Here is a 26625-nt window from a genome sequence, read left to right on the forward strand (position 1 = left end):
CGCTTATTGCTTAGCCGCGGCTACCTGAGCAGCAACTTCAGCAGCGAAATCGACTTCTTCTTTCTCGATACCTTCGCCCACTTCCAGACGTACGAAGTTCACCACGTCGGCGCCCTTCTCTTTCAGCAGTTGACCAACGGTCTTGGACGGATCCTTAACGAAAGCCTGACCGGTCAGGGAGATCTCACCGGTGAACTTGCGCATACGGCCTTCAACCATCTTCTCAGCAATCTCTTTCGGCTTGCCGGAGTTCATGGCGATCTCAACCTGGATCTCACGCTCTTTGGCCACAACTTCAGCGGAAACGTCTTCCGGCTTAACGAACTGCGGGGAGCAAGCAGCGATGTGCATGGCGATGTCTTTCGCCAGCTCTTCGTCGCCACCGTTCAGAACGGAAACTACACCGATCTTACGACCGTGGATGTAGGCACCCAGGTTGTCACCTTCAACGATCTGAACGCGACGTACGGCCATGTTCTCACCGATCTTGGCAACCAGCTGAGCACGGATGGTCTCAACGTCGGAGTCACGCATCGGGGCGGCACGCAGCGCTTCGATGTCGGTGATCTTGCCAGCCAGGGCGATGTCGCCGATCTCGTTGGCCATGGCCTGGAAAGAGGCATCCATAGCAACGAAGTCAGTTTCACAGTTCACTTCAACCATGGCTGCAACACCGTCAGCCTGCTTGATGATCAGGGTACCCTCGGCAGCAACACGGCCGGCTTTCTTAGCGGCTTTGGCCAGACCGGACTTACGCATGTTCTCAATGGCTTGCTCGATGTCACCGTTGGTCTCAACCAGGGCTTTCTTACAATCCATCATGCCAGCGCCAGTGCGCTCGCGCAGCTCTTTTACCAGGGAAGCAGTAACTGCCATTGTCAATTTCCTCTAGACACACGTCTGATTTAGAAAAAGGGGCCCGTGGGCCCCAATTTAACCAATAATGCCCAGCTAACTATGGCAGAAAGATGGGCATTGAATCTTGGCGATCTGGGGGGCAAAAACCCGACCCAAATTACTCGGCTTCTACGAAACCGTCTTGCTCAGCTTGAACAACCAGGTCCTGACCACGGCCGTCTTTAACAGCCTGGGCAACCGCACCGGTGTACAGCTGGATAGCGCGGATCGCGTCATCGTTGCCAGGAACGATGTAGTTTACGCCGTCCGGGTTGGTGTTGGTATCAACGATAGCGACAACCGGGATGCCCAGGTTGTTGGCTTCTTTGATAGCAATGTGCTCGTGGTCGGCACCGATAACGAACATTACGTCCGGCAGGCCGCCCATGTCCTTGATACCACCCAGGGACTTGTCCAGCTTGGCCATTTCACGAGTGCGCATCAGCGCCTCTTTCTTGGTCAGCTTTTCGAAGGTGCCGTCTTGAGACTGAGCTTCCAGATCCTTCAGACGCTTGATGGACTGACGAACGGTCTTCCAGTTGGTCAGCATACCGCCCAACCAGCGGTTGTCGACGAAGAACTGGTCGCAGCTTTGAGCCGCTTCTTTAACCGCTTGACCGGCAGCGCGCTTGGTACCAACGAACAGAACTTTACCGTTCTTGGAAGCAACGTTGCTGATGAAAGCCAGGGCTTCGTTCATCATCGGAACGGTGTGTTCCAGGTTGATGATGTGAACCTTGTTACGAGCGCCAAAGATGAACGGCTTCATCTTCGGGTTCCAGTAACGGGTTTGGTGACCGAAGTGCACACCGGCCTTCAGCATGTCGCGCATGGAAACAGTAGCCATGATAAATCTCTCTTAAATTTGGGGTTAAGCCTCCACGTACTCCATAGCCCGACCCCGAAGGGCACCCCGCACTATGTGTCGGTACGTGTGTGGTTTATGAGTTAATTTTAACGATATAATGACGCCCATTCCGCTGGGCCTGGCGCAAACGCCAGCCCCCTGCCCGAAGGCATGGCAATGAGAGTCGGCGCGCTTTATACCATACTGCGCCCGCAAGCTCAAATTTCACAGCGCCTGGGCGGTCAGCAAAAACGAGTTAAAGAGTAGCCTAATGAGTATTGTCATCAAGACCCCGGAAGAGATCGAAAAGATGCGCATCGCGGGCCAACTGGCGGCCCAGGTGCTGGAGATGATCGAGCCCCACGTGCAGAAAGGGATCAGCACCGAGGAGCTGAACCAGATCTGCCATGACCACATCACCAAGATCCAGGGGGCGATCCCGGCGCCGCTGAACTATCACGGCTTCCCCAAGTCCACCTGCATCTCCATCAACGAAGTGGTGTGCCACGGCATTCCGGGCCATAAGAAGCTCAAAGAGGGCGACATCGTCAACATCGACATCACGGTGATCAAGGATGGCTTCCACGGCGACACCTCCAAGATGTTCATCGTCGGTAACACCACCCCGCGCAACAAGAAGCTGGTGGAGATCACCCAAAAGGCGCTGTACGCCGCCATCCACACCGTCAAGCCCGGCGCCTGCCTCAGTGAGATCGGCGATGCCATCCACCCGCTGGCGGATCAGAACGGCTTCTCCGTGGTGCGCGACTTCTGCGGCCACGGCATCGGCAAGGAGTTCCATGAGGAGCCCCAGATCGTCCACTACCGCAACAAGGCCAAGCTGGAGCTGAAGGCCGGCATGTGCTTCACCATTGAGCCGATGATCAACGCCGGTGACTACCGCTGTAAGGTCAGCAAGAAGGACGGTTGGACCGCCACCACCAAGGATGGCCAACCCTCCGCCCAGTACGAACACACCCTGCTGGTGACTGAAGATGGCTGCGAGGTTCTGACCTGGCGCGGCGAAGAAGAGGGGCAACTGCCCCGCATCATCAGCCACGGCTAAGCTCAGGCACACGGATGGACAATCAGGCGATGGTGGGCCAGATCAAGGCCCAGTTGGCAACCCTGGATCAGCAGCAGCACCAGCAGTTCGTTGAGGGTGAGGCGATCGGCGTATTGCTGGCCGCCCGCGCCCACGAGGTTGACCTGCTGCTGCAGCGGCTGTGGCAGCAGTTTGAGCTGGGGCAGCAGGGGCTGGCATTGGTGGCGGTCGGCGGCTATGGCCGCGGTGAGCTGCACCCCCGCTCCGACATCGACCTGCTGCTACTGACCTCGGAGCAGCCTACGGCTGAGCAGGAGCAGCGCCTCGGTGTCCTGCTCACCACCCTGTGGGACGCCCGACTGGAGATCGGCCACTCGGTCCGCTCGGTGGCGGAAACCCTGGCCAGGGCCCAGGATGATGTGACCATCGCCACCAACCTGCTGGAGTCACGCCTGCTGTGCGGTGACCAGACGCTCTATAGCGAGCTGCAGCAGGGCCTGCTGAGGGACGACTTCTGGCCCAGCGCCGACTTCTTCCAAGCCAAGTTCGAGGAGCAGGAGCTGCGCCACAGCAAATCCACTCCCTTCGATCTGGAACCCAACATCAAATCCTGCCCCGGTGGCCTGCGCGATGTGCAGACCATCACCTGGGTGGCACTGCGCCACTTCAACGCCAGCTGCCTGGCGGAGCTGGTCAGCCATGGCTACCTGACCCAGGAGGAGCTGGAGGAGCTGGGCACCTGTCGCGACTACCTGTGGCGTCTGCGCTTTGCCCTGCACCTGGTGGCCGGCCGGGCCGAAGAGAAGCTGCTGTTTGACCGCCAACGAGACGTGGCCAAGTTGATGGGCTATAGCGACGAAACCCAGCTGGCGGTCGAGCAGATGATGAAGCGCTACTACCGTACGGTACGGGCGGTGCGTGAACTCAACCAGATGCTGCTGTTGCTGTTTCAGCAGGCCACCCTGGATCGACAGGCATTGCCGGCACGCGAACCGCTAAGCGAGCGCTTCGACCGTCGTGGTCACTACATCGAGGCCCGACGGGACGACATCTTCGCTCAGCCCGACAATCTGCTGGCGCTGTTTCTCGATGCCCTGGAGCATCCGGCCATCACCACCATCTCCGCCTCAACCCTGCGCCTGCTGCGCAATGCCCGCCGCACCCTGGCGGCACCGCTGTCGGAGCGAGCCGAGTGTCGCCAGCTGTTTATGGCGATCCTCAAGCACCCCCAAGGCTTCAAGGCGCTGTCATTGATGCACCGTCACGGCATCCTTGGCGCCTACCTCGAGCCCTGGCAACACATCACCGGGCAGATGCAGTTCGACCTGTTCCACGCCTACACCGTGGATGAGCACACCCATCGTCTGCTGCAATTCATCGAGCGCTTCTCCAACCCGGAGCACAAGTCGATCTTCCCGCTGGGCAGCGTGCTGATTGATCAGCTGCCCAAGAAGGGGCTGCTGGTGCTGGCCGCCATCTTCCACGACATCGGCAAGGGCCGGGGCGGTGATCACAGCGACATCGGTGCCGAAGAGGCCAAGCGCTTCTGTCAGCAGCATGGCATGAACGAACACGATGGCCGACTGGTGGCTTGGCTGGTACAGCACCACCTGCTGATGTCGGTCACCGCCCAGCGCCGCGACATCACCGATCCCGAGGTGATAGAGACCTTTGCCAACCAGGTCAAGGATCAGACCCAGCTGGCCTACCTCTACTGCCTGACCGTGGCGGACATCTGCGCCACCAATAACAGCCTGTGGAACAACTGGAAGGGCTCGCTGTTGCGGGAGCTGTACCACGCGTCCCGGGAGCGGCTACTCAACGGCTCGATGGCGCCGGTGGATGGCCGGGCGCGCATCCGCGAACACCAGGCGAAAGCGCGCAATCAGCTGTTGCGCCAAGGCTTCGAACAGGCCGACATCGACCAGCTGTGGCAGCGCTTCTCCGCCGATTACTTCCTGCGTTTCACTCCGGCGCAGATCCAGTGGCACAGCGAACACCTGCTCAGCCAGCCGGACGAGCCGCACCAGGTGCAGCTGTCGGTACACATGACCCGTGGCGGCACCGAGCTGTTTGTCTACGCCCCGGATAGCCCGGGGCTGTTTACCCGGGTGATGACGGTACTGGACGCCAAGCGGCTGTCGGTACACGACGCCCAGATCTTCACCACTCGCGATGGCTACGCGCTGGACAGCTTCGTCATCCTCGAGCATGATGGCGCCCCGGTACAGAGCCCCTCGCGCATCGCCAGCATCCGCAAGAGCCTGCTGCAGGCACTGCGCCGGGCCCAGGCCCCCAGTCGGGCACTGCGCCCGCTGTCCCGTAAGCTGCGCTCCTTCCAGGTGCCAACCCGGGTCAAGTTCCTCAACAACCATCGCAAGAACAGCTCGATGGTGGAGCTGGTCACCCTCGACCGCCCCGGCCTGCTGGCCCAGATCGGCGAGGTGTTTGAACAGTGCGGCATCGAAGTGAAGGCCGCCAAGATCACCACGGTGGGCGAAAAAGCGGAGGATTTCTTCCTGCTGTCGACCCCCGAGGGCGAGGCCCTGTCTCCGCCCATGCAACACACCCTGCGCAGCGCCCTGACTGAGGCCCTGGAGCAGGACACCCTATCGAATTTGAAGGAGTCATCATGACCGAACTGCAACAGCGCATCGAAGCGGCTTTTGAATCCCGCGCTGAGCTTACCCCCACCACCGCCCCGGCCGAGCTGTGCGCCGACGTTAAGCGCGCCCTGGCCATGCTGGACAGTGGCGAGGCCCGTGTTGCCGAGAAGCGCGATGGTCAGTGGGTTGTCAACGAGTGGCTGAAGAAGGCGGTACTGCTCTCCTTCCGTCTGTTCGACAACCAGGTGATTGACGGTGCCGAGACCAAGTTCTTCGACAAGGTACCGATGAAGTTTGCCGATTACGACGAGGCCCGCTTCCGCAAGGAAGGCATGCGCGTGGTGCCGCCGGCCTCGGTGCGCCAGGGCGCCTTTATCGGCAACAACACCGTGCTGATGCCCTCCTACGTCAACATCGGCGCCTACGTCGATGAGGGCACCATGGTCGACACCTGGGCCACCGTGGGTTCCTGTGCCCAGATCGGCAAGAACGTGCACCTGTCCGGCGGCGTTGGCATCGGTGGCGTGCTGGAGCCGCTGCAGGCCAGCCCCACCATCATCGAAGACAACTGCTTTATCGGCGCCCGCTCCGAGGTAGTGGAAGGGGTGATCGTCGAGGAGGGCTCTGTGATCTCCATGGGAGTCTACATCGGCCAGAGCACCCGCATCTTCGACCGCGAAACCGGTGAAGTTCACTACGGTCGGGTTCCGGCCGGCTCCGTGGTGGTCTCCGGTACCCTGCCCTCCAAGTGCGGCACCTGCGATCTCTACGCCGCCATCATCGTGAAGAAGGTGGATGCCAAGACCCGCGCCAAGGTGGGCATCAACGAGCTGCTGCGCAGCGCCGAATAAGCCGCCAGCACCCATAAAAAAAGCCACCAAAAGGTGGCTTTTTTTGTGCCTGGGCTAATCCGAACGGGGCTTCAGCGCCTGCTGCAGGCGGGCCCGGACACCATCCGCCTGGGTACCGACCACCAACTGAACCCCTTCGCCGTGCTGGATCACCGCCTTGGCACCCAACCGCTTAAGCGCTGCCGGGTCCAATCGTTCCGGCTGATACAGCGACAGCCGCAGCCGGGTCAGGCAGGCGTCCAGGCTCTTGAGGTTCTCTGCCCCGCCCAGCGCCGCCAGGATCGCCTCGGTGGAGGCCTTGAAGAAGCGACTCTGCCGATGGCGGGTGCGGCCCGGTGTCGCCAGATCAAAGCGCAGGATCGCCACCCGGAACAGGGTGTAGTAGAGCAGCGCGACCGGCAAGCCAAGCCAAAGCAGCGGCCAGGGATCGCGGCTGATCTGCAGGTAGAGCAGAAAATCCAGCATGCCATGGGAGAACACGATGCCATGGTGTGCCCCCACGTATATCGCCAGCATGTAAGCCAGCCCCGTCAACAGCGCGTGCAGCAGGAACAGCCCCGGCGCAATAAACAGGAAGGCAAACTCAATGGGTTCGGTCACCCCGGTGAGCCAGCAGGTCAGCGCGGCGGAGATCATGATTCCCCCGGTCTGGCGACGCTGTCGCGGCTCGGCACAGTGCCAGATAGCCAGGGCCGCTGCCGGTAGCCCCCACAGCTTCACCAGGTAGCCCCCCGCCAGATGGCCGGCGTTGGGATCGCCGGCAAGAAAGCGGGTGATCTCGCCGGTTACCGGGTAGTTGGGGCCGGCGTTGTACTGACCAATCTCGTAGAAGAACGGCAGGTTCCAGATGTGATGCAGCCCCAGCGGAATGAGCAATCGCTCAACCGTGCCATACAGGCCCCAGGCCAGCATCGGCTGCTGGAACAGGGCCCAGTCGGAGAAGCGGTCAAGCAGGGACTGCAGCGCCGGCCACAACATGGCCAGCACGGCCCCCAGCAGCATCCCCAGCGGTACATTGACCAGCGGCACCAGGCGACGCTCGGAGAAAAAGGCAAAGGCCTCCGGCAACCGGATCTTGTGGAAGCGTCGGTAGGCGGCGCTGGTTTGCAGGCCGATCAGCACGCCCCCCAGCACTCCGGTATTGAGGGTCTGAAAGCCCAGTACCGGCTGGGTTGGCCAGCCAAAAGACTGGGCCAGGGCCGCCATGGTGGCTAACAGTGCACCGTAGCCGGTCACCGCCGCCAAGGCCGCGGTGCCATCCTGATGGCAGAAGGTCAGCGCCACCGCCACGGCAAACATCAGCGGCAACAGCTCAAATACCGAGGCGCCGGTATAGAGCAGCAGGTTAGTCAGCAGCTCAGGGAAGAAGGGAACGGCGTTACCCAGCCCCACCAGCAGGCCGGCCACCGGCAGCACCGCTACCGGCACCATCAACGCCTTGCCCACCCGCTGCAGGCGATGAAACAGCCGCTGTGGCATCAGGCGTTGGCGACCGCCGGTTGCTCCAGGGCCGCCAGCCACTGAGGCAGCCAGGCCAGGGCTTCCACCTCGGGCTCGAAGGTTTCGCAGGCGTCGATCTGCAGACGTTCACCGACCCGCTGTGCGGTCAGTTCGGTCAGCAGCTCATCAAACTGACGGCCGGCGCCGCAGTAGGTCTCGCCGTAGCTACTGTCGCCCAGTGCCACCACGCCGTAGCGCAGGTTGGGCAGCAGCGGGAAGCGCTCCTTGAGATCGAAGAACAGCGGGGCCAGCTCATCGGGAATATCACCGGAGCCGGTGGTGGAGGTGATCACCAGCAGGACCTGGTCGGCAATGGCGCTGATCGCCGCCGCCGTGCGCTCTTCAATAAACTGTACCTGGTGACCCTGCTCTTTCAGTGCCGCTGCGACCTGGTCGGCCACGTGTTCAGCGGCACCGTAGACCGTCCCGACCAGCAAATGAATGGATGACATAACGTTAACCGACTTGAAACTTGATGGCTTCCAACTTACTGTAAGGGCCGAACAGGCGCAACCAGCCCAGATGGGGTCCCAGCATGCAACAACGTAGCCTTCGGCGTCGACAGATCCACCGCCAGGTCAGCAGCCAGCGACGTGTTCGTCGAAATCTCTACTTTGTTACGGTGCAGAAGACGGAACTGCCCCTGGCCCTGCCGCGAGTGCGTCACTCCTGATCTGGTAGTACTCCTGCTGCTGCGGCCAGCCAAATCGAGCCAGCAGCGGCTGCCACTGACTCTCCAGTGGTGCCTCGATCCACAAGGGTGTTCCACTGACCGGGTGCCTCAGTCCCATCCCCTTGGCCACCAGCCATAACCTCTGCAGATCAAACTCGTTGCGGTACAGCTTGTTGTGATGGCGATCGCCGTGGGTGGTATCGCCGATGATGGGATGGCGCAGATGGGCCATATGGCGTCGTAGCTGGTGCTTACGCCCGGTCTTGGGCATCAGGTGCATCAGGGTATAGCGCGCACTGGGGTAACGACTCACCGGGATCGGCAGCTCCACCTGTCGCAACGGGCGATAATCGGTTACCGCCTCCTGCGGGGCCTTGTCGGGATCGGCGTGCTTATCGGCGATCTTATCCAGCTCCTCCTTGAGTGGGTAATCCAGGCTACCGGATTGGTTCAGGTAGCCCCGCACCAAAGCCAGGTAGTGCTTCTCCACCTGGTGTGCCTCCAGCTGGGCCGACAGCGTCCGTGCCACCTCGGAGCTTTTGGCAAACAGCAGCACCCCTGAGGTCGGGCGATCCAGCCGGTGCACCGGAAACACATGACAGCCCACCGCATCCCGGGTCATCTGCATGGCAAACTGGGTTTCATGGCGATCCAGCCAGCTGCGGTGCACCAGCAGCCCCGACGGCTTGTGCACCGCCACCAGGTGCTCGTCCTCGTACAGGATCTCAATCACCGCTGGCTCCCTCCGGTTGTGACAAGGCACGATCCAGCTGGGCCAGCAGGTCAACCACCCCATCCAGCCCCGACCGCCCTCGCCACGACTCCTCCGCCATCGGCGCCACCGCTACCTTGGTAGGCAGCGCCTGGCCAGCCTCCATCAGCTGCTGCAGCCGCGGCAGGTAGAGGAACTGAACCCACTGCTCAAACCTCAGGGTATCGCAGGCAAAGGGCTGTCGACTGGCCAGCGCCTCGGCACTGGGGGGGCTGCTTTGCCAGAGCTGGGCCTGCTGCAGTGCCGCCTGTAACTGCGCCAGCAAAGAGTGGATGAGATGCCTGTCGTGCATGGGTTGTCCTGGCTGTGAGCGAATGGGCGGGGATAATACCATTGCCTGTCCACAGGCCCTATAATGGCGCCCCCAAATCCCTGCCGGAGCGCCCTGATGGACACCATTACCACCCTGGATCAATTCTTAACCCAAGCGGGCACTCAGTACCAAGTGTACGATCTTGGCCGCCGGGTGGTGCCCCTGGACCGTCCCCTGTTCGGCCAGATCGAATCCGGTCATCAGCCCTACCCCTTCCCCCGTGCCGGCCACGCCTGGCTGGGTCTGCTGTTCTGGAATCCTCAGCTGTCGGCCCAGCATTACGTCTGGTTCCTCAAGCTGCCGCTGGATGAGCGTGGCCTGATCAACCCGGCGGCACGTAACCAGTTTCTGCAGATGGTGGTGGAGGCCCTGGGCCAGGACCCGGCGGCGCCCTTGAGTGAAGAGCAGCAGGAACGACTCAACAACAACCCCTTCACCTTCACCCCGAGCCAGGAAAAGATGGCGATGTTCCATGCCCGGGTCCGCGGTCTGCTGGCACAACCGGCCAGCGTCCACTTCGAATCGGTACAGCACTACCTGTTGGGCCAGCGGCCCTGGGACCAGTGGCAACAGCTTGGACTGCAGGGTTTTGCCGATATGGCCTGCCGGCTCACCGCCCAGGAGGAGGCCGACGTGGTAACGGCGATCGAGAAGATGCCGATGGCACCGCTGCAGGCCTGGGCTAGCATGCAGGAGCACACCTCGGTCAGCGATGCCCTGGCTCAAGCCTGGTTGCAACGGGCGGGCCGATGTGACGACGATGCCAGCGAGCGGTTGTGCCTGCGGGCACTGGCCGGCAATCCGCAGTACTGCCGCCAAGGGGTTGATCTTTTGTTGGCAAAATCCGATCTGGATCCCGAGGCACTGATCGCCATCGCGGCACGGATGTGGCATGGTTTGGATGAACAGCGGGTCGGTCTGATGCTGGAGAAGATGGCACTGCACCCCAGCCAGCTGTTCAATCAACTCTACCTGGACCTGGTGGCCATCCCTGCCTTGCGCCCAGCGGTGCTGGCCAAGATGCGTGACCCCCAACGTTCGCCGGCCCTGGCCCAGGCCATCGGCCGATTGATGACCGCCTTGCGAGGATAACCATGCTAAACCTGTTCGACCTGATGCTGCTGATGCTGTGCGGCCTGGTGGGGATGCTTTTCTGGCAGCTGCGCCAGATCTCCGAAGGGGCCGAGTTTCACGCCCGTCGTCTGTGCCAGCAACGTCGCCTGCAGATGCTCAACGTCGCCCGGGTCCAGGCACGCTTGGGCCGCATCCCCGGCCAGGGGATTGGCTGGAAAACCCGCTACCAGGTGGAGTTCAGCACCGACGGTCTCAATAGCCTCAAGGCCGAACTGGAGTTTCTCGGCAATCGGCTGAAGGACACCCAGATGCCCTTTTACCCGGAGCCGGAGTGGCAGCAGGCGCCACAATCCCGTGGTCGCGTCGGCATGGGCAGCTGCGGTGGTGGCAGCTGTGCGCCCAAGAAAAACTGCGGAACCGGTTGCCGTTAAGGACAAAAAAGAGAACCGCAACAGTCACCTGTTGCGGTCCCGGGTACAACGTCTTGCGTCAACATCCACTGTTAACTCAGTGCTCCCTGCTTCATCCTTGAGTTGAATGGCATCCTGCCTCTTCCCTGACCGATCCCTCGGCCTCCCTGTACTCCAGCGCGGGTAACTCCTACCCAGAAACCATTCCTTGGTCACTCTCGCCACTGCATCCTGCAACTCCCTGGCGAAGCCCTGTCAAACGTACTGGTATCCCTACCACGACCCAATCCTTCGGGCCGAACACCTTCCTCCATGAAGGGGTCCATCGTCATCCCTGAACTCGTAATGGGGTGGCTTGGCTTCCTGCTAAATCACCCGCCAAATCAACGTTTCCTGTTCCGACAGGGATAGAGTTTAGATGAGCGCCGGGTGAGGACAAGACGGTCAGACAGGGGGGCGCTACCGTCAAAGCCCCGAAAAGGGCAGAAGTGGAATTCAATATCATATTCATATCAGTGACTTAGATGTAAAAAGTCAGCATCGGGCCTGGCGCTAAAGGGGCGATCTCTTACACCGAGTCGAGAGATCACAGGCCGCTTTTAAGGCCAGAAAACCTGCCCTCGCTTGTGGATTTTTTCTTTTTATAACATGTACTTATTTTAAAAATGCATGTTCAGATAGCGACAGGCTATGAGCTATGAGGCGGGGCGGTGGCAACCACAAAAAGAACGGGCCGCAATCCGAAGATTGCGGCCCTTTTAGTGCTGTTAAGCTGTCCTGCTTAAATTAGTGCCACTCCCTGGCCCATCCTTGCGTAGTATCTGCTAATCCGTGCGTCGTCCCTGGCTGATCCTTCAGCTTCCTTGTACTTGCGTACTTGCCTTCCTGGCAGGGTAATCTTCCTGTTTACCCAACACGGTCTCCCGTGTGTTCCATCCTTGCGGCCTCATCCTATCCGCCGGCACCCTTCATCAAGCCCCACTCCCTGTGGAAGCCCGTTCCAGTGCCTGACATCCCTCATGACCCAACTCCATGTCAGTGCCAATTCGAGATGTTCGCCCGTTCCTTGAGCTTGTAGTTAATTCTATTACTTCGTTTTTTTCTCACAAGCCCCAATGTGAACCCAGATCACAGTGAAAGCCAAAGTGTGAACGAAGTGATGCGGCGCAAACCATTGGTTTAAACAGGTTTTAACATCATTTGCCCGGTTATCGCTGGTACCAATAGTGGAGTTTGCCCAACCCCACTATGGGCGATCTCTTACACGCCACTAGGAGATCGACGCTTCAGCCAGGGAGAGCCGATAGAGATCCCCCTCCACTCGGCCCACCTTGAGGTTGGCGAGGAACTGGAATCCCTGTTGCTCAAACATCGGCACCAACGCCTTTTGATACACCATGGCGGCCAGGGCCGGTACCTGCTCTTCACGCTGCCAGCGAGTCAGGGCTGCCAGCAGCTGCGCACCATAGCCTCGACGCTGGTAAGCCGGTGCGACCGCGATAAACTGGATCAACCAGCTTGGCCCCGCCCCCAGGCTGTCCATCACATCCTCTTCCCGGGCCATCCATTGGCGGGCACCACTCCAGCCGGTACCCAGCGCCATCTTCAGGCGCCAGTTCCAGAAGCGGGACTGGCCTAAGGGGTAGTGCTGATCCAGCAAGGAGGCCACCGCCACCAAGGTGCCCTCCACCTCCAGGCCCAGGAAGCGCTGTTGACGCTGCCACATCTCCTGCAGCTCCTCCCGGATCGCCGCCCGCAGGCGTTGTTCGTAGTCCTGACTGGGCAGGACGGCACGAAAGAAGGGATCATCACGATAGGCATTTAGCAGCAGTGAGGCGGTCAGCCGCAGGTCGTCGGCAGACAGGTAACGTAAGGTGGCAGCAGCGGCAGAGGCCGGTTCCATGGCAGGGCTCCCTTTGGTGGCTGGCGCCGGTTCACCACCCCCGGGGGCACGGTTCCAGCGTTGGGCAGCTAAGCTTCAGTAAAAGACCCCCTAAACATCGGTCAAATGATGACCAAAATGCAAGCTTGAGGGCCTTAGCATGGACATGACCCCGAAAGACCTGACCCACCTGTTCGCCCAGCTTGGCCTGGATCCCGAATCCACCGCCATCGATCACTTCCTGTCGGAGCACCGGCTTAGCCCGGGTCAATCCCTGGAGGAGGCGCCGTTCTGGAACGACAGCCAGCGTGCCTTTCTGATGGAAGAGCGGCATCGGGATGCCGAATGGACCGAGACCATCGACATCCTCGATACCTTGCTCAGGGGGTGATTACAGGCTGCTGCGGGTGGCGTCAGCGTAAGCGCGATCACCCCAGCCGATCACTGCACCGTCACGGAACACCACAGCGGTACACTCGTCCTTGGCGGTCTTGCCATCGCCCTTGTTGCGGTGGGTGCGGAAATAAAGCACCTGGACAACACCCGCATCCAGTTGATGCAGTTCATTGAAGTCTGCGGTGCCCATGATGGTACGGACCTCGGCGACCGACATGCCCAGGTCCACCTTCTCCAGGTTTTTCCGATTCAGTTGCTGCTGCTCCTCCCAGGTACTCTTACCGTCCCAGCCCCCTTTGTTGCCCATCGCGACAACACAGCCGTTCAGGGCCAGAGTGGAGGTCAACATCATGGCCACCAGCAATTTGTTTTTATGCATCATTACATCCTTTGTTTGCGAGTTATCGAAGACACCCTATCCTAGAGCAAGGGGCGTACCAGAAATTTAAATTTATTAAAAACAACAACTTGGATATATGGCCTGGCTCACAATTGGCAAATAAGGCAAACTTGTGGCGATTCTCACCAACGGACATCGCCCATGGATCCAGTTATTCATCAGGCACTTAGTGACCTGCATCGACAGGGCGTCAGCCCCACCCTGGCCCGCCTGAAAAGCAAAACCGGCCACAGCTTCCCGATGCCGGTGCTGATCCAGGCACTGAAGCAATGGAAGGCCAACCCGCAGCCACTGGAGGCCGAGCCGGCGTTAAAGCCAGCCGAGCCGACGGCGCCCGCTCCAGACCTGGCTGCCCAGGTGGCCGCCCTGCAGCAACGGCTGACCGAGCTGGAGCGGGAGGTCGCCGAGCTCAAGGCTCGCCGTGATTGAGCTCGCTCCGGGCCAAGCCCGGCTTTTGTCCCACCCCCGGGCTGGCTATACTGTCGCCCCTTTTTGTCCCCGCTATCCATTGAGCCGCTATGTACCTGGTTGAGATCCGCTTTGACTGCTTTGCCGACACCACCCTGACCGCCGTGGAGCGGGCCATTAACGGCTTGATGGAGGCGTGGCGCTATAATGGCCAGGTGCTGGGGCGGGAGTTTCCCCTGGTACAGAACGAGGCGGAGTTTCGCCTGCGGGTGATGTGCCCAGGCGAGGACAGCCTGCACAGCCGCTACCACTCCCCCTGGGCTCAACGGGCATTAGAGAATTTGGCCGAGGCCAAGCTGCTGCAGCCCCGGGTCAAGGTGCTGGGCCGGGACATCAACGCCGACCACTGTGCCGAGCAGCCGCCACAGCAGTGGCAGATCCTCTACACCACCTATGTCCACTCCAGCTCCCCACTGCGCGATGGCGACTCGATGATGCCGGTGCCGCTCTACCTGCTGCCCGCCAGCTTCAACGGCGATCACAAGGCTTTGGTCAAATGGCAAACCGAATGGCAGGCCTGCGATGAGCTGCAGATGGCCGGCAGCGGCGCGGTGGAGTTCGCCGCGCTGGAGGAGATCGGCAGTGTTACCAGCACCCTGTTCCGGCGCGGCTGGGATCTGCGTGGCCGGCTGGAGTACCTGACCCAGGTGCCCACCTACTACTACCTGTACCGGGTGGGGGGCGAATCCATCGAACAGGAGATGGCCCGCCCCTGCCCCCGTTGTGGCAACCCGGACTGGGCGCTGGAAACCCCGCTGCATGACCTGTTCTATTTCAAGTGCGATGATTGCCGCATCGTCTCCAACCTGTCCTGGGATCTGCAGCAGGGCTGATCTACGGCTAAGGTCGAATAAGCGTGGTGAAAAATTAGGCACAGACTGAGAGAGTCCAAATCAAGGAGGACTCTTCCATGATCTACGCCAAGCCGGGCACCGAGGGTGCCCCGTTCCAGTTCAAACCCCAATACCAGAACTACATCGGCGGCGAGTGGGTCGCCCCGGTCAATGGTCGCTATTTCGATAACCCCTCTCCGGTCGATGGCTCGGTGATCTGCGCCATCCCTCGTTCCGACGGCGCCGATATCGCCCTGGCACTGGATGCCGCCCATGCTGCCCAAGCCAGCTGGGGCCAGACCGCCCCGGCCGAGCGGGCCAACATGCTGCTGAAGATCGCCGATCGGATCGAACAGAATCTTGAGATGCTTGCCTATGTCGAGACCTGGGAGAACGGCAAGGCGATCCGCGAGACCCTCAACGCTGATATCCCCCTCTGTGTTGATCACTACCGCTATTTTGCCGGCGCGATCCGGGCTCAGGAGGGCAGCATCGGCGAGCTGGACGCCTACACTGCCGCCTACCACTTCCATGAGCCAATCGGCGTGGTGGGTCAGATCATCCCCTGGAACTTCCCACTGCTGATGGCGGCCTGGAAACTGGCCCCGGCGCTGGCCGCCGGCTGTTCGGTGGTGCTCAAGCCCGCCGAGCAGACCCCGGTCTCCATCCTTATCCTGCTGGAGCTGATCGGCGATCTGATCCCCCCCGGGGTGGTCAACGTGGTCAACGGCATGGGGGAGGAGGCCGGCGAGGCGCTGGCCTCCTCGGACCGCATCGCCAAGCTGGCCTTCACCGGCTCCACCGCGGTGGGACAGCACATCATGCGCTGCGGCGCCGACTCGCTGATCCCGGTGACTCTCGAGCTGGGCGGCAAATCCCCCAACATCTACTTCGAGGATGTGCTCGATCAGGACGACGCCTTCTTCGACAAGTGCCTGGAGGGGTTACTGCTGGGCTTCTTCAACCAGGGTGAGGTCTGTACCTGCCCCTCCCGGGCGCTGGTGCAGGAGTCGATCTACCCGCAGTTTATTGAGCGGGTACTGGCCCGGGCCGAGCACATCAAACAGGGCAACCCGCTGGACACCGACACCCAGATCGGCGCCCAGGCCTCCCAGGAGCAGTTTGACAAGATCATGTCCTACATGGAGGTGGCCCGTAACGAGGGCGCGGAATGCCTGCTCGGTGGCGACGCCGCCGCCATGAGCGCGGAGCTGGCCGGTGGCTTCTATGTGCAACCGACCCTGCTCAAAGGGGAGAACTCGATGCGGGTGTTCCAGGAGGAGATCTTCGGCCCGACCCTGGGGATCACCACCTTCAAGGATGAGGCCGAGGCCCTGGCCATCGCCAACGACACCAGCTACGGCCTCGGTGCCGGGGTCTGGACCCGGGATCAGAACCGTGCCTACCGCATGGGCCGCGGGATCCAGGCCGGGCGAGTCTGGATCAACTGCTACCACCTCTACCCGGCACACGCCGCCTTCGGTGGCTACAAGAAGTCGGGCATGGGACGGGAGACCCATCTTAAGGCGCTGGGCAACTACCAGCAGACCAAGAACCTGCTGATCAGTTACGATCCCAACCCGCTGGGCTTCTTCTAGTCAGATCAAGCCGTGCTCGAAGCAAAAAAAGGAGGCCATCGGCCTCCTTTTGTTATGGTCGGTCAGGCTCAGTGGGCACTGCCGGCATGCATCGCATCAATGCCAAAGGTTTTGCCCTCTGCATGGCACACGCCGCAAGACTCGACACCGGCGACCGCAGTGCTCATATCCTCGGCCAACACGGCACCGTTGTTGCTGAAGTGGCTCAACGCGGTGGGCGTATTGTGCACATGGCAGCTTCGGCAGGCTTCGGTCACCGGAGATACCTGGTACAGGTTGCCACTGAAGGGCGGATACTCTACCTGAACCTGGCGTTTGGCGGAGCGCAGGCCTCCGTCCTCGGCGAACAGGCTGAGATCGTCCTTGTGGCAGGCGGCACAATGGTTCAGCTGCTGCGGATAGCCGGTCAGCTCGTTGTCGAGGATAAACACCGCATGGGGATCATCCAGGTCCCAGGCACCGGAGTGGAAGCGGTGCGATACCGTCATCAGGTCACGGTTGAAGTACTGGTTCGGGACCTGCTCCATCTCCACGTCACCACTGGTATTGGTCACGAACAGATTGACCCCGGCATGGTAGGAGCCGGCATTGCTGCTGTTATGGCACTGGCTGCATTGGGCCAGTTCGCTATTGCCGTAGGCCTTCTTCACCAGGGTCAAGTCATCGTGACAGCTGTTGCACTTGGCCACATCGACGCTCATCCGCTCCGGGGTGTCGGTTTGCAACATCACCGGCTCAGCGCCACCGCCCACTACGGCGTATTCAAAGATGGCCACCGGCGACTGAATGCCGCCGTCGACACAGATTGGCTGACGAGGCCCCACCTCCAAGGCCGGATCGCTGGCTACCAGCTCGCCGCCCTGGGTACAAACCGCAAAGTGCGGCGCAAAGACCACGGTATCACCATCAGCAAACACCATCGCATCCGCCGCCGCCAGCACCGAGGTCAGTTGGCCGCCCACGGCGGTCATATTATCCAGGTGGAACGCCTTATGGCGGCCATAGTCGGCAAAGCCATTCGCGTTAACCGCGGTAATGGTGATCTCAGGTAACACGCCCTTACCGGCGTGGTACGGGGTTAAATCGAAGCCGTCGGCGACCGCTGCGCCATTGACCATCACATCAAACACCGCGGTCATGTCACCGCTGACGGCATCCCGTTCAAAGGATGCCACAGACATGGTCAACACCGCCTTGGCCAGCTCGGTATCACCGACTCGGTGGGCGTTGGCGGGCGACAGGTTGCCGCTGCCATGGCAGTTCACACAGGCATCGTCGGTCACGCCATCGTGATTCAGGACCAGGCTGTCGTCGCTGGTGAAGTTGATATGGCAGCTTTCACAGGCCTGCACCGATGCAACCTGCCAACCATCCCCATTGTCGTGACACAGCACGCATTCGGTGCCACGGGCGGGATAACCGATGTGGCTAAACTCCGCCTTGGCATCGCCCACCAGCGCATCGGCCAGATGGTGTCCGGCATGGAGGCGGTGCACCATTGGGGCGAAGTCCGGGTTAAAGCCCTTGGGATCCTCACCACTGCCGTTGTCAGCATCCCCCAGGGCCAGGGCCCGGTTGTGACAGGCAATGCAGTTCTCGACCTGCTGATAGTTGTGGTGGGCATCGATGGCGGCCAGCCGGATGTCGTCCTCGGCAAAGCCGTTCAGGGTGCCGTGGCAGCGGGCACAGGCCTGGTTGGAGACGATGTCCTTGACGCTGTCGGCGGCATCACCGCTGGCCGGGATGTAATCCTGCACGGTGGAGAGCAGCTTGTCGGGGATCGGCATGCCATTGTGATCCACTACGTCGTAACTGCGCACCATGATGCGGTGCAGCGCGTTCGGGTCGCTGTCCATCACCACCGGGGCATTGCCTTCATGCTCCCAGGTGCCGGTGTAGGTACCGGGGGCCTCGGGGTCTTCCACCAGTGTACAAGCCTGGACCTCGTTGCCGCCCCGGTCGGTGGTGATGCCACTGGGGGTACAGTACATGGAGAATCCGGCTCCGTTGGCCATGGCATGGTTAACCCAGATGGACTGCGCTTCGTTGTTCTCTGCCGGGGCCTGGTGACTAACATAAACCGCTACCTTACTCAGGCCGTGGAACGCCTGCTCGGCGCCAGCCGGGCTGCGGCCCTGGGCGGTAAAGCGGATCTGGAAGGGCTGATCGCCACTGATCACGGTGGCGGACGGATCGACCACCAGAACCAGGTCACTGGCCTGGGACACGCTTTGCACTATGGGATAGGGTGGCCAACCCGACTCACCCGGGGGGCCCTCTGGCCCAGGGGCACCATCCTGGCCATCATCGCCGTCCGAACAACCGCCAAGGCCTAACCCCAGCCCCAATAGCACCAACCAAACGTAGCTCCAACCTTTCATCATCTTGCTCCTTGTCGTTATTCGAGTCCGAGCTCACAACAACAACTCGACAAGACACACTCTCCAGCGCAGCAACTTAAGCTGACAGCCGTCCTGTCATCGCGCAGCACAGCGAAAAGAAACTGGCGGCATGACAATGACATCCAATGAAGAGTCCATCTTCGAGCAGGGCGGTCGATTCGGCGCGGTATTGAGGATTGGAGAAAGCAGGCAAGAGGGCGGGACCACGGCCCTGGTGCACGTCAATCGGGACAACCCAATGCACCGGTAACCCATAGTGGGTCCACCCTAGCCTTGCCCTCCCTTAAGCGCGATTCGAACCGACATCCCATTAGAAAGGTAGAATTTTCTCCCGCCCCGCCCCCTGATCCAAATCAAACCACCAGCGGATTTATACAATCTGGAGTCACCCGGTGTCGCTGGCGAGATCCCGCCGGTGGCGGCACACAAAACAGGGAGGCCATCGGCCTCCCTGTTTTCTCTTTCGTGCGTTGAGTTCAGCCCTGGCGACGACCGCGCAGATGGCCCCACATGGTCTTGAATCGCCGGAGCAAACCTTGCTGGCTGGGCGCGGGGGTATCCGGCACCGGCTCCGGCATCACCACCCGGGGGCTTAGCTGGCTCACCAGCTCATCGATGCTGTCCGCCAGCTTCTGTTGGGGCGGCTGACCCGGCACCTCCAGCCAGACACTGCCATCGCCGTTATCCAACACCAGCATGCTGTCGCCGTCGCCCACCAGGCCGATAAACAGGGTCGGTGCCTGTTTCAGCTTGCGCTTCATCATCAGGTGGCCAATCAGGTTCTCCTGCAGGAAGTCCAGATCCGCCCGGTTCCACACCTGCAGCAGTTCCCCTTCGCCGAAGGCCGCATCAAACAGCAGCGGACCGGCGTAGTAGTGACTGTAGAACTCGGTCAGCGCCGGGTGCAGGCTCAGCTCCAGCGCCTCGGCAATATTATCGAAGCTGGCCGGGCGGGGCTGCGGCACCGCATGCCAATGGGCCAGGCCCTGCTCATCGCGATGATCCAGCGCGGGTCCGGCCTCACTCTTGTCGCACACTGGGCCATGACCCAGGCTCTGCTGCCAGGCGGTTTGATAGCGTTCGATAAAGGGCGTCAGGGGAGATTGCGACATGGGGGTACTCGAATGAGGTAAAATAGCGGGATATTGTGCCACGACTTGAAGCCATTATGTCACATCATGATCCTTACCAGGGCGCCGACGCCCTCTCTGGCCTGACCCTGGGCCAGGCCACCCAGTACGTCGACCAGTACGACCCCAGCCTGCTGCAAGCGGTGCCCCGCAGCCTCAACCGCGATGCCATCGAGCTGACCGAGGCCCTGCCCTTTGATGGCGCCGATCTCTGGACCGGCTACGAGCTGTCCTGGCTCAACGCCAAGGGCAAGCCCCAGGTGGCGATCGCCCAGTTTGCCCTGCCCGCCAGCAGCCGCAACCTGGTGGAGTCCAAGTCCTTCAAGCTCTATCTCAACAGCTTTAACCAGACCCGGGTCGAATCGGTCGAGGCGCTGACCCAGATGCTGCAGCGAGACCTGTCCGCCTGTGCCGATGGCCATGTGGAAGTTGTCCTGGTGCTGCCCAAGACGTTTCGCCAGCAGCCGGTGGTGGAGCTGGAGGGGGAATGCATCGACGAGCTGGACATCGAGGTGGACAACTTCGACTTCAATCCAGGCTTATTGGAGGGGGCGGCCACCGGGCCTGTGGTGGAGGAGACTCTGCGTTCCGATCTGCTCAAGTCCAACTGCCTGATCACCTCCCAGCCGGACTGGGGCAGTGTTCAGATCCGTTACCGGGGCGCCCAGATCGACCGCGAGGCCCTGCTGCGCTACCTGATCAGCTTTCGCCAGCACAACGAGTTTCACGAGCAATGCGTCGAACGGATCTTTATGGACCTGAAGCGCTACTGCCAGTGCGAGGCCCTGACGGTCTACGCCCGTTACACCCGCCGCGGCGGGCTCGACATCAACCCGTTCCGTTCTGACTTCGAGCCGGTACCCGACAACGACCGACTGGCTCGCCAGTGAGTCAAAAGCTGGGCCAGCTCAGGCCACCGCCTCCTCGGGCTGGGGCGCCAGGCTGGCCCGGACACTGTTGTAGGTGAGGAAGTAGGTGTCCATGCCAAACAGGTCCAGGCTGGGCAGTACCCCCTTGCGCTGGAACAGCTCCAGCTGAGAGGTGAGCGGCTCAGAGGTCGGCCAGAGGCGACTGTAGACCGCCGCCAATCGCACCAGGTCCAGGTAGCTGACCTCCGGCGTCTGGTAGGCGCTGTCGCGGCCATGGCGGGCCACCTCCACCAGCGCCTCGGGAAAGTCCCAGTTCTCCAGTACCGTTTTGCCCAGCTGCGGCCCCAGCAGTTGGATCGCCCGGCTCAGGTGCTGCTCATCCGGCAACAGCGCGGGGCAGCGCTCCCACTGGTCCAGCAGCGGCAGCGCACCGATGTTGTGGACCAGGCAGGCCAGCAGCAGGGTATCGCTGTTGAGGTGGCGCTGCAGCCCCTGGTCGTGCAGGCAGGCCAGCACCGCCAGGGCGCAACTGGCCACCTCAACGCTCTGTTGCCACAGGCTCTCCATCCAGCGCCAGGTGCGCTCCTGCTCGGAGTAAAACAGCTGGTGCATCGCCACCGCAGAGGCCAGCTCCCGGGTTTTACTCAAGCCCAGCCGCTTAACTGCCAGCGCCAGGCTATCCACCTTGACCCGGCCGCCGAACGCGGCAGAGTTGGCCAGCGCCACCAACCGGGTGGTCAGGGCAGGGTCCTGCATGATGGTGTTGGCCAGCTGGTCCAGCGGGCAATCGGGGTCCTGACACTGCTGGCGCACCCGCATCGCCACTTCCGGCAGGGTGGGCAGCACCAAGGTGTTGTTCTGGATCTTCTCAATCAGCTGCAAAAGCAGGGCGCGTTCCGTCGCCATGGTGTTCTCGTCGTCGTCCTGGGTAAGGCCATCGGGCCAGCTTAGCAGGTTGTTACCTACACAGGGCGACCGTGGATTGGTTAATCTGTTGTTAACGACCCGTAAGTTTCCGCTGCCAGTGGGGAACAGAAGCGCAGTCACACCTGTCTACATTTGCAACAGGGTCTGGCCGGCAGTAGAATTGCCCGCCGCTAATGAGATGTGCCGATGGCACGATTTGTCCTTGAGGATCCCCATGTTGAAGCCCGAACTCCTCTCCCCCGCCGGAACCCTGAAGAACATGCGTTACGCCTTTGCCTATGGCGCCGACGCCGTGTATGCCGGCCAGCCGCGCTACAGCCTGCGGGTCCGCAATAACGACTTCAACCTGGCCAACCTGGCCACCGGCATTGAGGAAGCGCACCAGCAGGGCAAGAAGCTCTACGTGGTGTCCAACATCTCTCCCCACAACGCCAAGCTGAAGACCTTTATCAAGGATCTGACCCCGGTGGTGGAGATGAACCCGGATGCCCTGATCATGTCCGATCCGGGCCTGATCATGATGGTGAAGGAGCGCTGGCCGGAGCAAGCCATCCACCTGTCGGTACAGGCCAACGCCATCAACTGGGCCAGCGTTAAGTTCTGGCAGAGCCAGGGCATTGAACGGGTGATCCTGTCCCGCGAGCTGTCACTGGATGAGATCGAAGAGATCCGCATGCAGTGCCCGGAGATGGAGCTGGAGGTGTTTGTCCACGGCGCCCTGTGCATGGCCTACTCCGGCCGCTGCCTGCTGTCCGGCTACATCAACAAGCGCGACCCCAACCAGGGCACCTGCACCAACGCCTGCCGCTGGAAGTACGATGTCCATGAGGCCAAGGAGGACGCCAGCGGCGATGTGGTGGCGATCCAACCGGCCGAGCCGACCCTGGGTCAGGGCCAGCCCACCGACAAGGTGTTCCTGCTGCAGGAGGGCAATCGCCCTGGCGAGTACATGCCGGCGTTTGAGGATGAGCACGGCACCTACATCATGAACTCCAAGGATCTGCGCGCCATCCAGCACGTGGATCGTCTGGCCAAGATGGGGGTCCACTCGCTCAAGATCGAGGGTCGCACCAAGAGCTTCTACTACGTCGCCCGAACCGCTCAGCTGTACCGCAAGGCGATCGACGACGCCGCCGCTGGCCGCCCGTTCGATCCTAGCCTGATGGCGGGGCTCGAGTCCCTGGCCCACCGCGGCTACACCGAGGGCTTCCTGCGTCGCCACACCCACGATGCCTACCAGAACTACGACTACGGCTACTCCGTCTCCGACAAGCAGCAGTTTGTTGGCGAGTTCACCGGTGAGCGCAACGCCCAGGGCCTGGCCGAGGTGCTGGTGAAGAACCGCTTCGAGGTGGGCAACCAGGTGGAGCTGATGACCCCCCAGGGCAACCTCAACCTGCAGCTGGGCCACATCGAGAACCGTAAGGGCGAGTCGGTCGAGGTGGCGCCAGGCAACGGCCACACCATGTACCTGCCGCTGTCCGAAGAGCTGGACCTGTCCCACGCCATCCTGATGCGTAACCTGGACGACGGCCAGACCACCCGCAACCCGCAGGCAAAGGGCTGAACCCATGGCGCTGAAGATCCTCGACACCTGCATCAACTGCGACATGTGCGAGCCGGAGTGTCCCAATGCGGCCATCTCCCTGGGGGAGGAGATCTACGAGATCGATCCCAACCTCTGCACCGAGTGTGTCGGCCACTACGACAAGCCTACCTGCATCAGCGTCTGCCCCATCGACTGCATCGAGAAGGATCCGGAGCACCTGGAGGACGACGACACCCTGATGGCCAAGTTCCTGATCCTCACCGGCAAGGCCTGAGCGCCCAAGCCGGTTAAGATTCTCCGACCCCGCGGCCTGCGGGGCATATTATTAACGGGAGCGCCCCATCGGCGCTCCCGTTTTTCTGTCCAGCTGGGAGACCTACATGACCTTAGTGGAACTGACCATCGTGCTGCTGGCGATCTACCTGGGGGCGCGACTGGGCAGCATCGGCATCGGCTACGCCGGTGGCATGGGGGTGCTGGCGCTGGCCGTGGTGGGGGTGCCGCCGGGCAATATCCCGGTGGCGGTGATCCTGATCATCATGTCGGTGATCGCCGCCATCGCCGCCATGCAGCTGGCCGGTGGCATGCAGTACCTGGTGATGCTGGCGGAACGGCTGCTGCGCAGTAATCCTCGACAGATCACCTTCCTCGCCCCCATGGTGACCTACCTGATGACCCTGATGGCGGGCACCGGCCACACCGCCTTCTCTACCCTGCCGGTGATCACCGAGGTGGCCAAGGAGCAGGGGATCCGTCCCTCCCGGCCGCTGTCGGTGGCAGTGGTCGCCTCGCAGATCGCCATCACCGCTTCACCGGTCTCCGCCGCCGTGGTGGCGATGTCCGGGCTGATGGAGCCGTTGGGGGTGAGCTACCTGACCCTGCTGATGGTGACCATCCCCACCACCTTTGTTGCCTGCATGGTGGCGGCGCTGGTGGCCAACCGCCAGGGTGTGCCGCTGGCTGAGGATCCCATCTACCAGCAGCGCCTGGCCCAGGGGCTGGTGGGTCAGCGTCAGCAGCAGAGCCAGGCCTTGCCCGAGGGGGCCAAGCGTTCGGTGGCGATCTTCCTGTTGGCTATCCTGGCGGTAGTGGCCTACGCCACCGCCACCAGTCCGGCGGTGGGACTGATCACCGAGCCCACCCTGGGGCGGGATCACGCCATCATGGTGGTGATGCTCACTGCCGCCACCGCCATCGTCGCCTTCTGCGCCATCGACGCCAGCCAGATCGTCAATCAGTCCACCTTCAAGTCCGGCATGAGCGCCTGTATCTGTGTGCTGGGGGTCGGCTGGCTGGGGGACAGCTTTGTCTCTGCCCATATCGAAGAGATCAAAGCGCTGGCCGGTGATCTGGTCCAGGCCTGGCCCTTCCTGCTATCGGTGGCGCTGTTTTTCAGCTCTATGCTGCTCTACTCCCAGGCCGCGGCGACCATTGCGCTGATGCCGGCGGCGGTCAGCCTGGGGGTGGATCCCGTCACCCTGGTGGCCTCCTTTGCCGCGGTCAGCGCCCTGTTCGTGCTGCCCACCTACCCCACCCTGCTGGCGGCGGTGGAGATGGACGACACCGGCACCACCCGCATCGGCCGCTTCGTGTTCGATCACCCCTTCCTGCTGGTGGGGGTGACGGCGATCGCCGTGGCGGTCACCCTGGGCTTTGTCTGGGGTGAGGTGCTTATCGATTAAGCAGCGACAGCAGCGGGTAGCGACTGAGCAGGCTCTTCACCTCCAGCGCCAATTCGGTGTCCCCCTCCATGGTCAGCTTGCGCTGGAAGAACAGGGCATCGGGATCCGCTTTGCCCAGGCCCACCTGGGCCAGGGCCCCGAGGGAGCCGCTGAGCTTGGCGTCGGCACTGCCACTGGGCCAGCTGAGCTGAAAGCGCTGACCATCCCAGCCCAGCTCGATGGGCCAGGGCAACTCAAAGGCCGCCAGCTCGACCCGTCGATCGGTCAAAAACGCCAGCTCACCCTGCTCGGCGGGGGTGGCAAAATGCTGTTGAAGCAGGGGCAGCAGTAGCGCCTTGACCGGCGCCAGCGGAGGAAAAATATTCAAAACTCAGACCATTTCAGTGACATAACCCCGATAATATCCGACTCAACTGTCGATTTATCTGCGTCACGTCAAAAAACGCCTTCATCCCCCCTGCTAGAGTAGGGCCGCCCATAACAACGATAATGATCCCATGGAACTGCTTGCCCCGGTCGGCAACCTGGCGGGCCTGAATGCCGCCCTCGATGCCGGTGCCGACGCCGTTTACGTCGGCCTCAAAGACGATACCAACGCCCGCCGCTTTGCCGGCCTCAATTTTACCCCCAGCGAACTGGCCCAGGCCGCTCAGCAGTGCCGTCAACGCGGTCGCCTGCTGTACGTCGCCATCAACACCTTCCCCCAACCGGGTCAGGAGCAGCGCTGGCATCGCGCCGTCGATGCCGCCGCGGAAGCGGGGGTCAGCGCAGTGATCATGGCGGACCCCGGCTTGCTCGGATACGCCGCCAAGCGTCACCCCAAGCTGGAGCGTCATCTGTCGGTGCAGGCCAGCGCCGCCAACCTACCCAGCCTGGCCCTGTATCAGCAGGCCTTTGGTATCACCCGGGCGGTGTTGCCCCGGGTACTGGACATTGAACAGATCGAGCGGATCGCAGCGGACAGCCCGGTCGAACTGGAGGTGTTCGCCTCCGGCAGCCTCTGTGTCATGGCGGAGGGGCGCTGCCAGCTCTCTACCTGGGTCAGCGGCCAATCCCCCAACTCCGGTGGCGCCTGCTCACCGGCGGCCCAGGTGCAGTGGCGGGAGACCGAGCAAGGCCGGGAGATCCGCCTCGGTGGTGCGCTACTGGACCGGGTGCCCGCCGGCGCCCCCGGTGGTTACCCCACGGTCTGCAAAGGGCGCTATCAGGTGGCGGGCTCGCAGTCCCACCCCATCTCCGCCCCCTGCTCACTGTCGACCCTGCCGCTGCTGCCCCGTCTGGCCCGCGCCGGGATCACCGCACTGAAGCTGGAGGGGCGCCAGCGCAGCCCCCATTACAGTGCCACCATCACCCAGGTGTGGCGCCAGGCACTGGATCGCCTGGCCAGTGACGGGGAGAGCTACCGAATGGATCCCGCCTGGCAGCAGCAGCTGCGCAAGCTATCGGAAGGGCAGAGCCTCACCACCGGCCCCTACCTGGCGGGGTGGCAGTAAGATGGAGC

At 61.9% G+C, this 26625-nt stretch carries 26 protein-coding genes; 14 read left to right on the forward strand and 12 right to left on the reverse strand.

Annotation, left to right across the window (positions count from 1 at the left end; all coding sequences use genetic code 11):
• Nucleotides 1-3 precede the first annotated feature (3 nt).
• Nucleotides 4-876 carry a translation elongation factor Ts gene (gene tsf, locus BUC04_RS17725; protein WP_067660609.1) on the reverse strand — a complete coding sequence of 291 codons (873 nt, stop codon included), beginning with the start codon at nucleotides 874-876 and terminating at the stop codon, nucleotides 4-6.
• Nucleotides 877-1015: 139 nt separating this feature from the next.
• Nucleotides 1016-1744 carry a 30S ribosomal protein S2 gene (rpsB, locus tag BUC04_RS17730; protein ID WP_067660606.1) on the reverse strand — a complete coding sequence of 243 codons (729 nt, stop codon included), beginning with the start codon at nucleotides 1742-1744 and terminating at the stop codon, nucleotides 1016-1018.
• Between the two features lie 271 nt (nucleotides 1745-2015).
• Here rpsB and map point away from each other — a divergent pair, with 271 nt between their 5' ends.
• From map to dapD, 3 genes are read left to right on the forward strand one after another with little or no spacing between them, the layout of a single operon-like run.
• Nucleotides 2016-2810 carry a type I methionyl aminopeptidase gene (gene map, locus BUC04_RS17735; protein WP_067660604.1) on the forward strand — a complete coding sequence of 265 codons (795 nt, stop codon included), beginning with the start codon at nucleotides 2016-2018 and terminating at the stop codon, nucleotides 2808-2810.
• A 14-nt stretch (nucleotides 2811-2824) separates the two neighbouring features.
• The gene (gene glnD, locus BUC04_RS17740) at nucleotides 2825-5425 is read left to right on the forward strand and encodes a [protein-PII] uridylyltransferase (protein ID WP_234977452.1); all 2601 of its coding nucleotides are present in this window, start codon (nucleotides 2825-2827) and stop codon (nucleotides 5423-5425) included.
• On the forward strand, nucleotides 5422-6246 hold the full coding sequence (dapD, locus tag BUC04_RS17745; RefSeq protein WP_067660602.1) for a 2,3,4,5-tetrahydropyridine-2,6-dicarboxylate N-succinyltransferase: 825 nt from the start codon (nucleotides 5422-5424) through the stop codon (nucleotides 6244-6246). Before glnD ends, dapD begins: the two co-directional genes overlap by 4 nt.
• Nucleotides 6247-6300: 54 nt before the next feature.
• On the opposite strand, the gene BUC04_RS17750 is transcribed toward dapD, so the two are convergent.
• From BUC04_RS17750 to BUC04_RS17765, 4 genes are all read right to left on the reverse strand, one after another.
• The gene (locus BUC04_RS17750; RefSeq protein ID WP_067660599.1) at nucleotides 6301-7725 is read right to left on the reverse strand and encodes a PTS transporter subunit EIIC; all 1425 of its coding nucleotides are present in this window, start codon (nucleotides 7723-7725) and stop codon (nucleotides 6301-6303) included.
• Nucleotides 7725-8198, reverse strand: a complete 474-nt coding sequence (locus BUC04_RS17755; RefSeq protein WP_067660596.1) for a flavodoxin — start codon at nucleotides 8196-8198, stop codon at nucleotides 7725-7727. Before BUC04_RS17755 ends, BUC04_RS17750 begins: the two co-directional genes overlap by 1 nt.
• Before the next feature lie 165 nt (nucleotides 8199-8363).
• Nucleotides 8364-9152: a tRNA pseudouridine(65) synthase TruC gene (gene truC, locus BUC04_RS17760; RefSeq protein WP_067660593.1), complete on the reverse strand. Its 789-nt coding sequence runs from the start codon at nucleotides 9150-9152 to the stop codon at nucleotides 8364-8366.
• The gene (locus BUC04_RS17765) at nucleotides 9145-9483 is read right to left on the reverse strand and encodes a YqcC family protein (RefSeq protein WP_067660590.1); all 339 of its coding nucleotides are present in this window, start codon (nucleotides 9481-9483) and stop codon (nucleotides 9145-9147) included. Before BUC04_RS17765 ends, truC begins: the two co-directional genes overlap by 8 nt.
• Nucleotides 9484-9579: 96 nt before the next feature.
• Here BUC04_RS17765 and BUC04_RS17770 point away from each other — a divergent pair, with 96 nt between their 5' ends.
• Together BUC04_RS17770 and BUC04_RS17775 are read left to right on the forward strand one after the other, a co-directional pair.
• Nucleotides 9580-10596, forward strand: a complete 1017-nt coding sequence (locus tag BUC04_RS17770; protein WP_067660587.1) for a DUF3549 family protein — start codon at nucleotides 9580-9582, stop codon at nucleotides 10594-10596.
• Nucleotides 10597-10598: 2 nt separating this feature from the next.
• Complete coding sequence (locus BUC04_RS17775; protein ID WP_067660584.1) at nucleotides 10599-11009, forward strand: DUF3301 domain-containing protein; 411 nt, start codon at nucleotides 10599-10601, stop codon at nucleotides 11007-11009.
• Between the two features lie 1249 nt (nucleotides 11010-12258).
• Here BUC04_RS17775 and BUC04_RS17780 read toward each other — a convergent pair.
• Entirely contained in the window at nucleotides 12259-12891 is a 633-nt protein-coding gene (locus BUC04_RS17780; RefSeq protein WP_067660581.1) for a GNAT family N-acetyltransferase, read from the reverse strand.
• A gap of 139 nt (nucleotides 12892-13030) precedes the next feature.
• On the opposite strand from BUC04_RS17780, the gene BUC04_RS17785 reads away from it, so the two are divergent.
• On the forward strand, nucleotides 13031-13261 hold the full coding sequence (locus BUC04_RS17785; RefSeq protein WP_067660579.1) for a DUF2789 domain-containing protein: 231 nt from the start codon (nucleotides 13031-13033) through the stop codon (nucleotides 13259-13261).
• Here BUC04_RS17785 and BUC04_RS17790 read toward each other — a convergent pair whose 3' ends face one another.
• On the reverse strand, nucleotides 13262-13645 hold the full coding sequence (locus tag BUC04_RS17790) for a DUF3192 domain-containing protein (RefSeq protein ID WP_067660576.1): 384 nt from the start codon (nucleotides 13643-13645) through the stop codon (nucleotides 13262-13264).
• Nucleotides 13646-13807: 162 nt separating this feature from the next.
• On the opposite strand from BUC04_RS17790, the gene BUC04_RS17795 reads away from it, so the two are divergent.
• From BUC04_RS17795 to exaC, 3 genes are all read left to right on the forward strand, one after another.
• Nucleotides 13808-14095 (forward strand): hypothetical protein, encoded by a 288-nt coding sequence (locus BUC04_RS17795; protein ID WP_067660573.1) that lies wholly within the window; start codon nucleotides 13808-13810, stop codon nucleotides 14093-14095.
• An 89-nt stretch (nucleotides 14096-14184) separates the two neighbouring features.
• Entirely contained in the window at nucleotides 14185-14967 is a 783-nt protein-coding gene (locus BUC04_RS17800) for a Zn-ribbon-containing protein (protein ID WP_067660571.1), read from the forward strand.
• Nucleotides 14968-15044: 77 nt separating this feature from the next.
• Nucleotides 15045-16565 carry an acetaldehyde dehydrogenase ExaC gene (gene exaC, locus BUC04_RS17805; protein WP_067660568.1) on the forward strand — a complete coding sequence of 507 codons (1521 nt, stop codon included), beginning with the start codon at nucleotides 15045-15047 and terminating at the stop codon, nucleotides 16563-16565.
• A 68-nt stretch (nucleotides 16566-16633) separates the two neighbouring features.
• Here the strand turns inward: exaC and BUC04_RS17810 are convergent, their stop codons facing one another.
• Nucleotides 16634-18949, reverse strand: coding sequence for an OmcA/MtrC family decaheme c-type cytochrome (locus BUC04_RS17810; protein ID WP_082766683.1), 2316 nt, complete (start codon nucleotides 18947-18949; stop codon nucleotides 16634-16636).
• A 494-nt stretch (nucleotides 18950-19443) separates the two neighbouring features.
• Nucleotides 19444-20079, reverse strand: a complete 636-nt coding sequence (gene syd, locus BUC04_RS17815; RefSeq protein ID WP_073326038.1) for a SecY-interacting protein — start codon at nucleotides 20077-20079, stop codon at nucleotides 19444-19446.
• Nucleotides 20080-20135: 56 nt separating this feature from the next.
• Between syd and queF the strand changes: the two genes are divergently transcribed.
• Entirely contained in the window at nucleotides 20136-20987 is an 852-nt protein-coding gene (gene queF / locus BUC04_RS17820) for an NADPH-dependent 7-cyano-7-deazaguanine reductase QueF (RefSeq protein WP_067660562.1), read from the forward strand.
• A gap of 18 nt (nucleotides 20988-21005) precedes the next feature.
• Here queF and BUC04_RS17825 read toward each other — a convergent pair whose 3' ends face one another.
• The gene (locus BUC04_RS17825) at nucleotides 21006-21872 is read right to left on the reverse strand and encodes an HDOD domain-containing protein (protein ID WP_073326040.1); all 867 of its coding nucleotides are present in this window, start codon (nucleotides 21870-21872) and stop codon (nucleotides 21006-21008) included.
• Between the two features lie 235 nt (nucleotides 21873-22107).
• Between BUC04_RS17825 and trhP the strand changes: the two genes are divergently transcribed.
• The 3 genes from trhP to BUC04_RS17840 all read left to right on the forward strand — a co-directional run bounded on the left by trhP (nucleotide 22108) and on the right by BUC04_RS17840 (nucleotide 25124).
• Complete coding sequence (trhP, locus tag BUC04_RS17830) at nucleotides 22108-23460, forward strand: prephenate-dependent tRNA uridine(34) hydroxylase TrhP (RefSeq protein ID WP_067660555.1); 1353 nt, start codon at nucleotides 22108-22110, stop codon at nucleotides 23458-23460.
• Between the two features lie 4 nt (nucleotides 23461-23464).
• Entirely contained in the window at nucleotides 23465-23716 is a 252-nt protein-coding gene (locus BUC04_RS17835) for a YfhL family 4Fe-4S dicluster ferredoxin (RefSeq protein ID WP_067660552.1), read from the forward strand.
• 106 nt (nucleotides 23717-23822) lie between these two features.
• Complete coding sequence (locus BUC04_RS17840) at nucleotides 23823-25124, forward strand: anaerobic C4-dicarboxylate transporter (protein ID WP_067660549.1); 1302 nt, start codon at nucleotides 23823-23825, stop codon at nucleotides 25122-25124.
• Here the strand turns inward: BUC04_RS17840 and ubiT are convergent.
• Nucleotides 25114-25491 (reverse strand): ubiquinone anaerobic biosynthesis accessory factor UbiT, encoded by a 378-nt coding sequence (ubiT, locus tag BUC04_RS17845; RefSeq protein WP_067660546.1) that lies wholly within the window; start codon nucleotides 25489-25491, stop codon nucleotides 25114-25116. The genes BUC04_RS17840 and ubiT overlap by 11 nt on opposite strands.
• 130 nt (nucleotides 25492-25621) lie before the next feature.
• On the opposite strand from ubiT, the gene ubiU reads away from it, so the two are divergent.
• Nucleotides 25622-26617, forward strand: coding sequence for a ubiquinone anaerobic biosynthesis protein UbiU (gene ubiU, locus BUC04_RS17850; protein ID WP_067660544.1), 996 nt, complete (start codon nucleotides 25622-25624; stop codon nucleotides 26615-26617).
• Nucleotides 26618-26625: the final 8 nt, after the last annotated feature.

The sequence above is a fragment of the Ferrimonas marina genome (genome assembly GCF_900129905.1).
In the GTDB taxonomy this organism is placed as follows: Bacteria; Pseudomonadota; Gammaproteobacteria; order Enterobacterales; family Shewanellaceae; genus Ferrimonas; species Ferrimonas marina.

What these genes read in the sequence shown, in the direction of transcription:
- tsf (WP_067660609.1), bottom strand. Translation starts at nt 876, where the DNA reads ATGGCAGTTACTGCTTCCCTGGTAAAAGAGCTGCGCGAGCGCACTGGC.
- rpsB (WP_067660606.1), bottom strand. Translation starts at nt 1,744, where the DNA reads ATGGCTACTGTTTCCATGCGCGACATGCTGAAGGCCGGTGTGCACTTC.
- map (WP_067660604.1), top strand. Translation starts at nt 2,016, where the DNA reads ATGAGTATTGTCATCAAGACCCCGGAAGAGATCGAAAAGATGCGCATC.
- glnD (WP_234977452.1), top strand. Translation starts at nt 2,825, where the DNA reads ATGGACAATCAGGCGATGGTGGGCCAGATCAAGGCCCAGTTGGCAACC.
- dapD (WP_067660602.1), top strand. Translation starts at nt 5,422, where the DNA reads ATGACCGAACTGCAACAGCGCATCGAAGCGGCTTTTGAATCCCGCGCT.
- BUC04_RS17750 (WP_067660599.1), bottom strand. Translation starts at nt 7,725, where the DNA reads ATGCCACAGCGGCTGTTTCATCGCCTGCAGCGGGTGGGCAAGGCGTTG.
- BUC04_RS17755 (WP_067660596.1), bottom strand. Translation starts at nt 8,198, where the DNA reads ATGTCATCCATTCATTTGCTGGTCGGGACGGTCTACGGTGCCGCTGAA.
- BUC04_RS17765 (WP_067660590.1), bottom strand. Translation starts at nt 9,483, where the DNA reads ATGCACGACAGGCATCTCATCCACTCTTTGCTGGCGCAGTTACAGGCG.
- BUC04_RS17770 (WP_067660587.1), top strand. Translation starts at nt 9,580, where the DNA reads ATGGACACCATTACCACCCTGGATCAATTCTTAACCCAAGCGGGCACT.
- BUC04_RS17775 (WP_067660584.1), top strand. Translation starts at nt 10,599, where the DNA reads ATGCTAAACCTGTTCGACCTGATGCTGCTGATGCTGTGCGGCCTGGTG.
- BUC04_RS17780 (WP_067660581.1), bottom strand. Translation starts at nt 12,891, where the DNA reads ATGGAACCGGCCTCTGCCGCTGCTGCCACCTTACGTTACCTGTCTGCC.
- BUC04_RS17785 (WP_067660579.1), top strand. Translation starts at nt 13,031, where the DNA reads ATGGACATGACCCCGAAAGACCTGACCCACCTGTTCGCCCAGCTTGGC.
- BUC04_RS17790 (WP_067660576.1), bottom strand. Translation starts at nt 13,645, where the DNA reads ATGCATAAAAACAAATTGCTGGTGGCCATGATGTTGACCTCCACTCTG.
- BUC04_RS17795 (WP_067660573.1), top strand. Translation starts at nt 13,808, where the DNA reads ATGGATCCAGTTATTCATCAGGCACTTAGTGACCTGCATCGACAGGGC.
- BUC04_RS17800 (WP_067660571.1), top strand. Translation starts at nt 14,185, where the DNA reads ATGTACCTGGTTGAGATCCGCTTTGACTGCTTTGCCGACACCACCCTG.
- exaC (WP_067660568.1), top strand. Translation starts at nt 15,045, where the DNA reads ATGATCTACGCCAAGCCGGGCACCGAGGGTGCCCCGTTCCAGTTCAAA.
- BUC04_RS17810 (WP_082766683.1), bottom strand. Translation starts at nt 18,949, where the DNA reads ATGATGAAAGGTTGGAGCTACGTTTGGTTGGTGCTATTGGGGCTGGGG.
- syd (WP_073326038.1), bottom strand. Translation starts at nt 20,079, where the DNA reads ATGTCGCAATCTCCCCTGACGCCCTTTATCGAACGCTATCAAACCGCC.
- queF (WP_067660562.1), top strand. Translation starts at nt 20,136, where the DNA reads ATGTCACATCATGATCCTTACCAGGGCGCCGACGCCCTCTCTGGCCTG.
- BUC04_RS17825 (WP_073326040.1), bottom strand. Translation starts at nt 21,872, where the DNA reads ATGGCGACGGAACGCGCCCTGCTTTTGCAGCTGATTGAGAAGATCCAG.
- trhP (WP_067660555.1), top strand. Translation starts at nt 22,108, where the DNA reads ATGTTGAAGCCCGAACTCCTCTCCCCCGCCGGAACCCTGAAGAACATG.
- BUC04_RS17835 (WP_067660552.1), top strand. Translation starts at nt 23,465, where the DNA reads ATGGCGCTGAAGATCCTCGACACCTGCATCAACTGCGACATGTGCGAG.
- BUC04_RS17840 (WP_067660549.1), top strand. Translation starts at nt 23,823, where the DNA reads ATGACCTTAGTGGAACTGACCATCGTGCTGCTGGCGATCTACCTGGGG.
- ubiU (WP_067660544.1), top strand. Translation starts at nt 25,622, where the DNA reads ATGGAACTGCTTGCCCCGGTCGGCAACCTGGCGGGCCTGAATGCCGCC.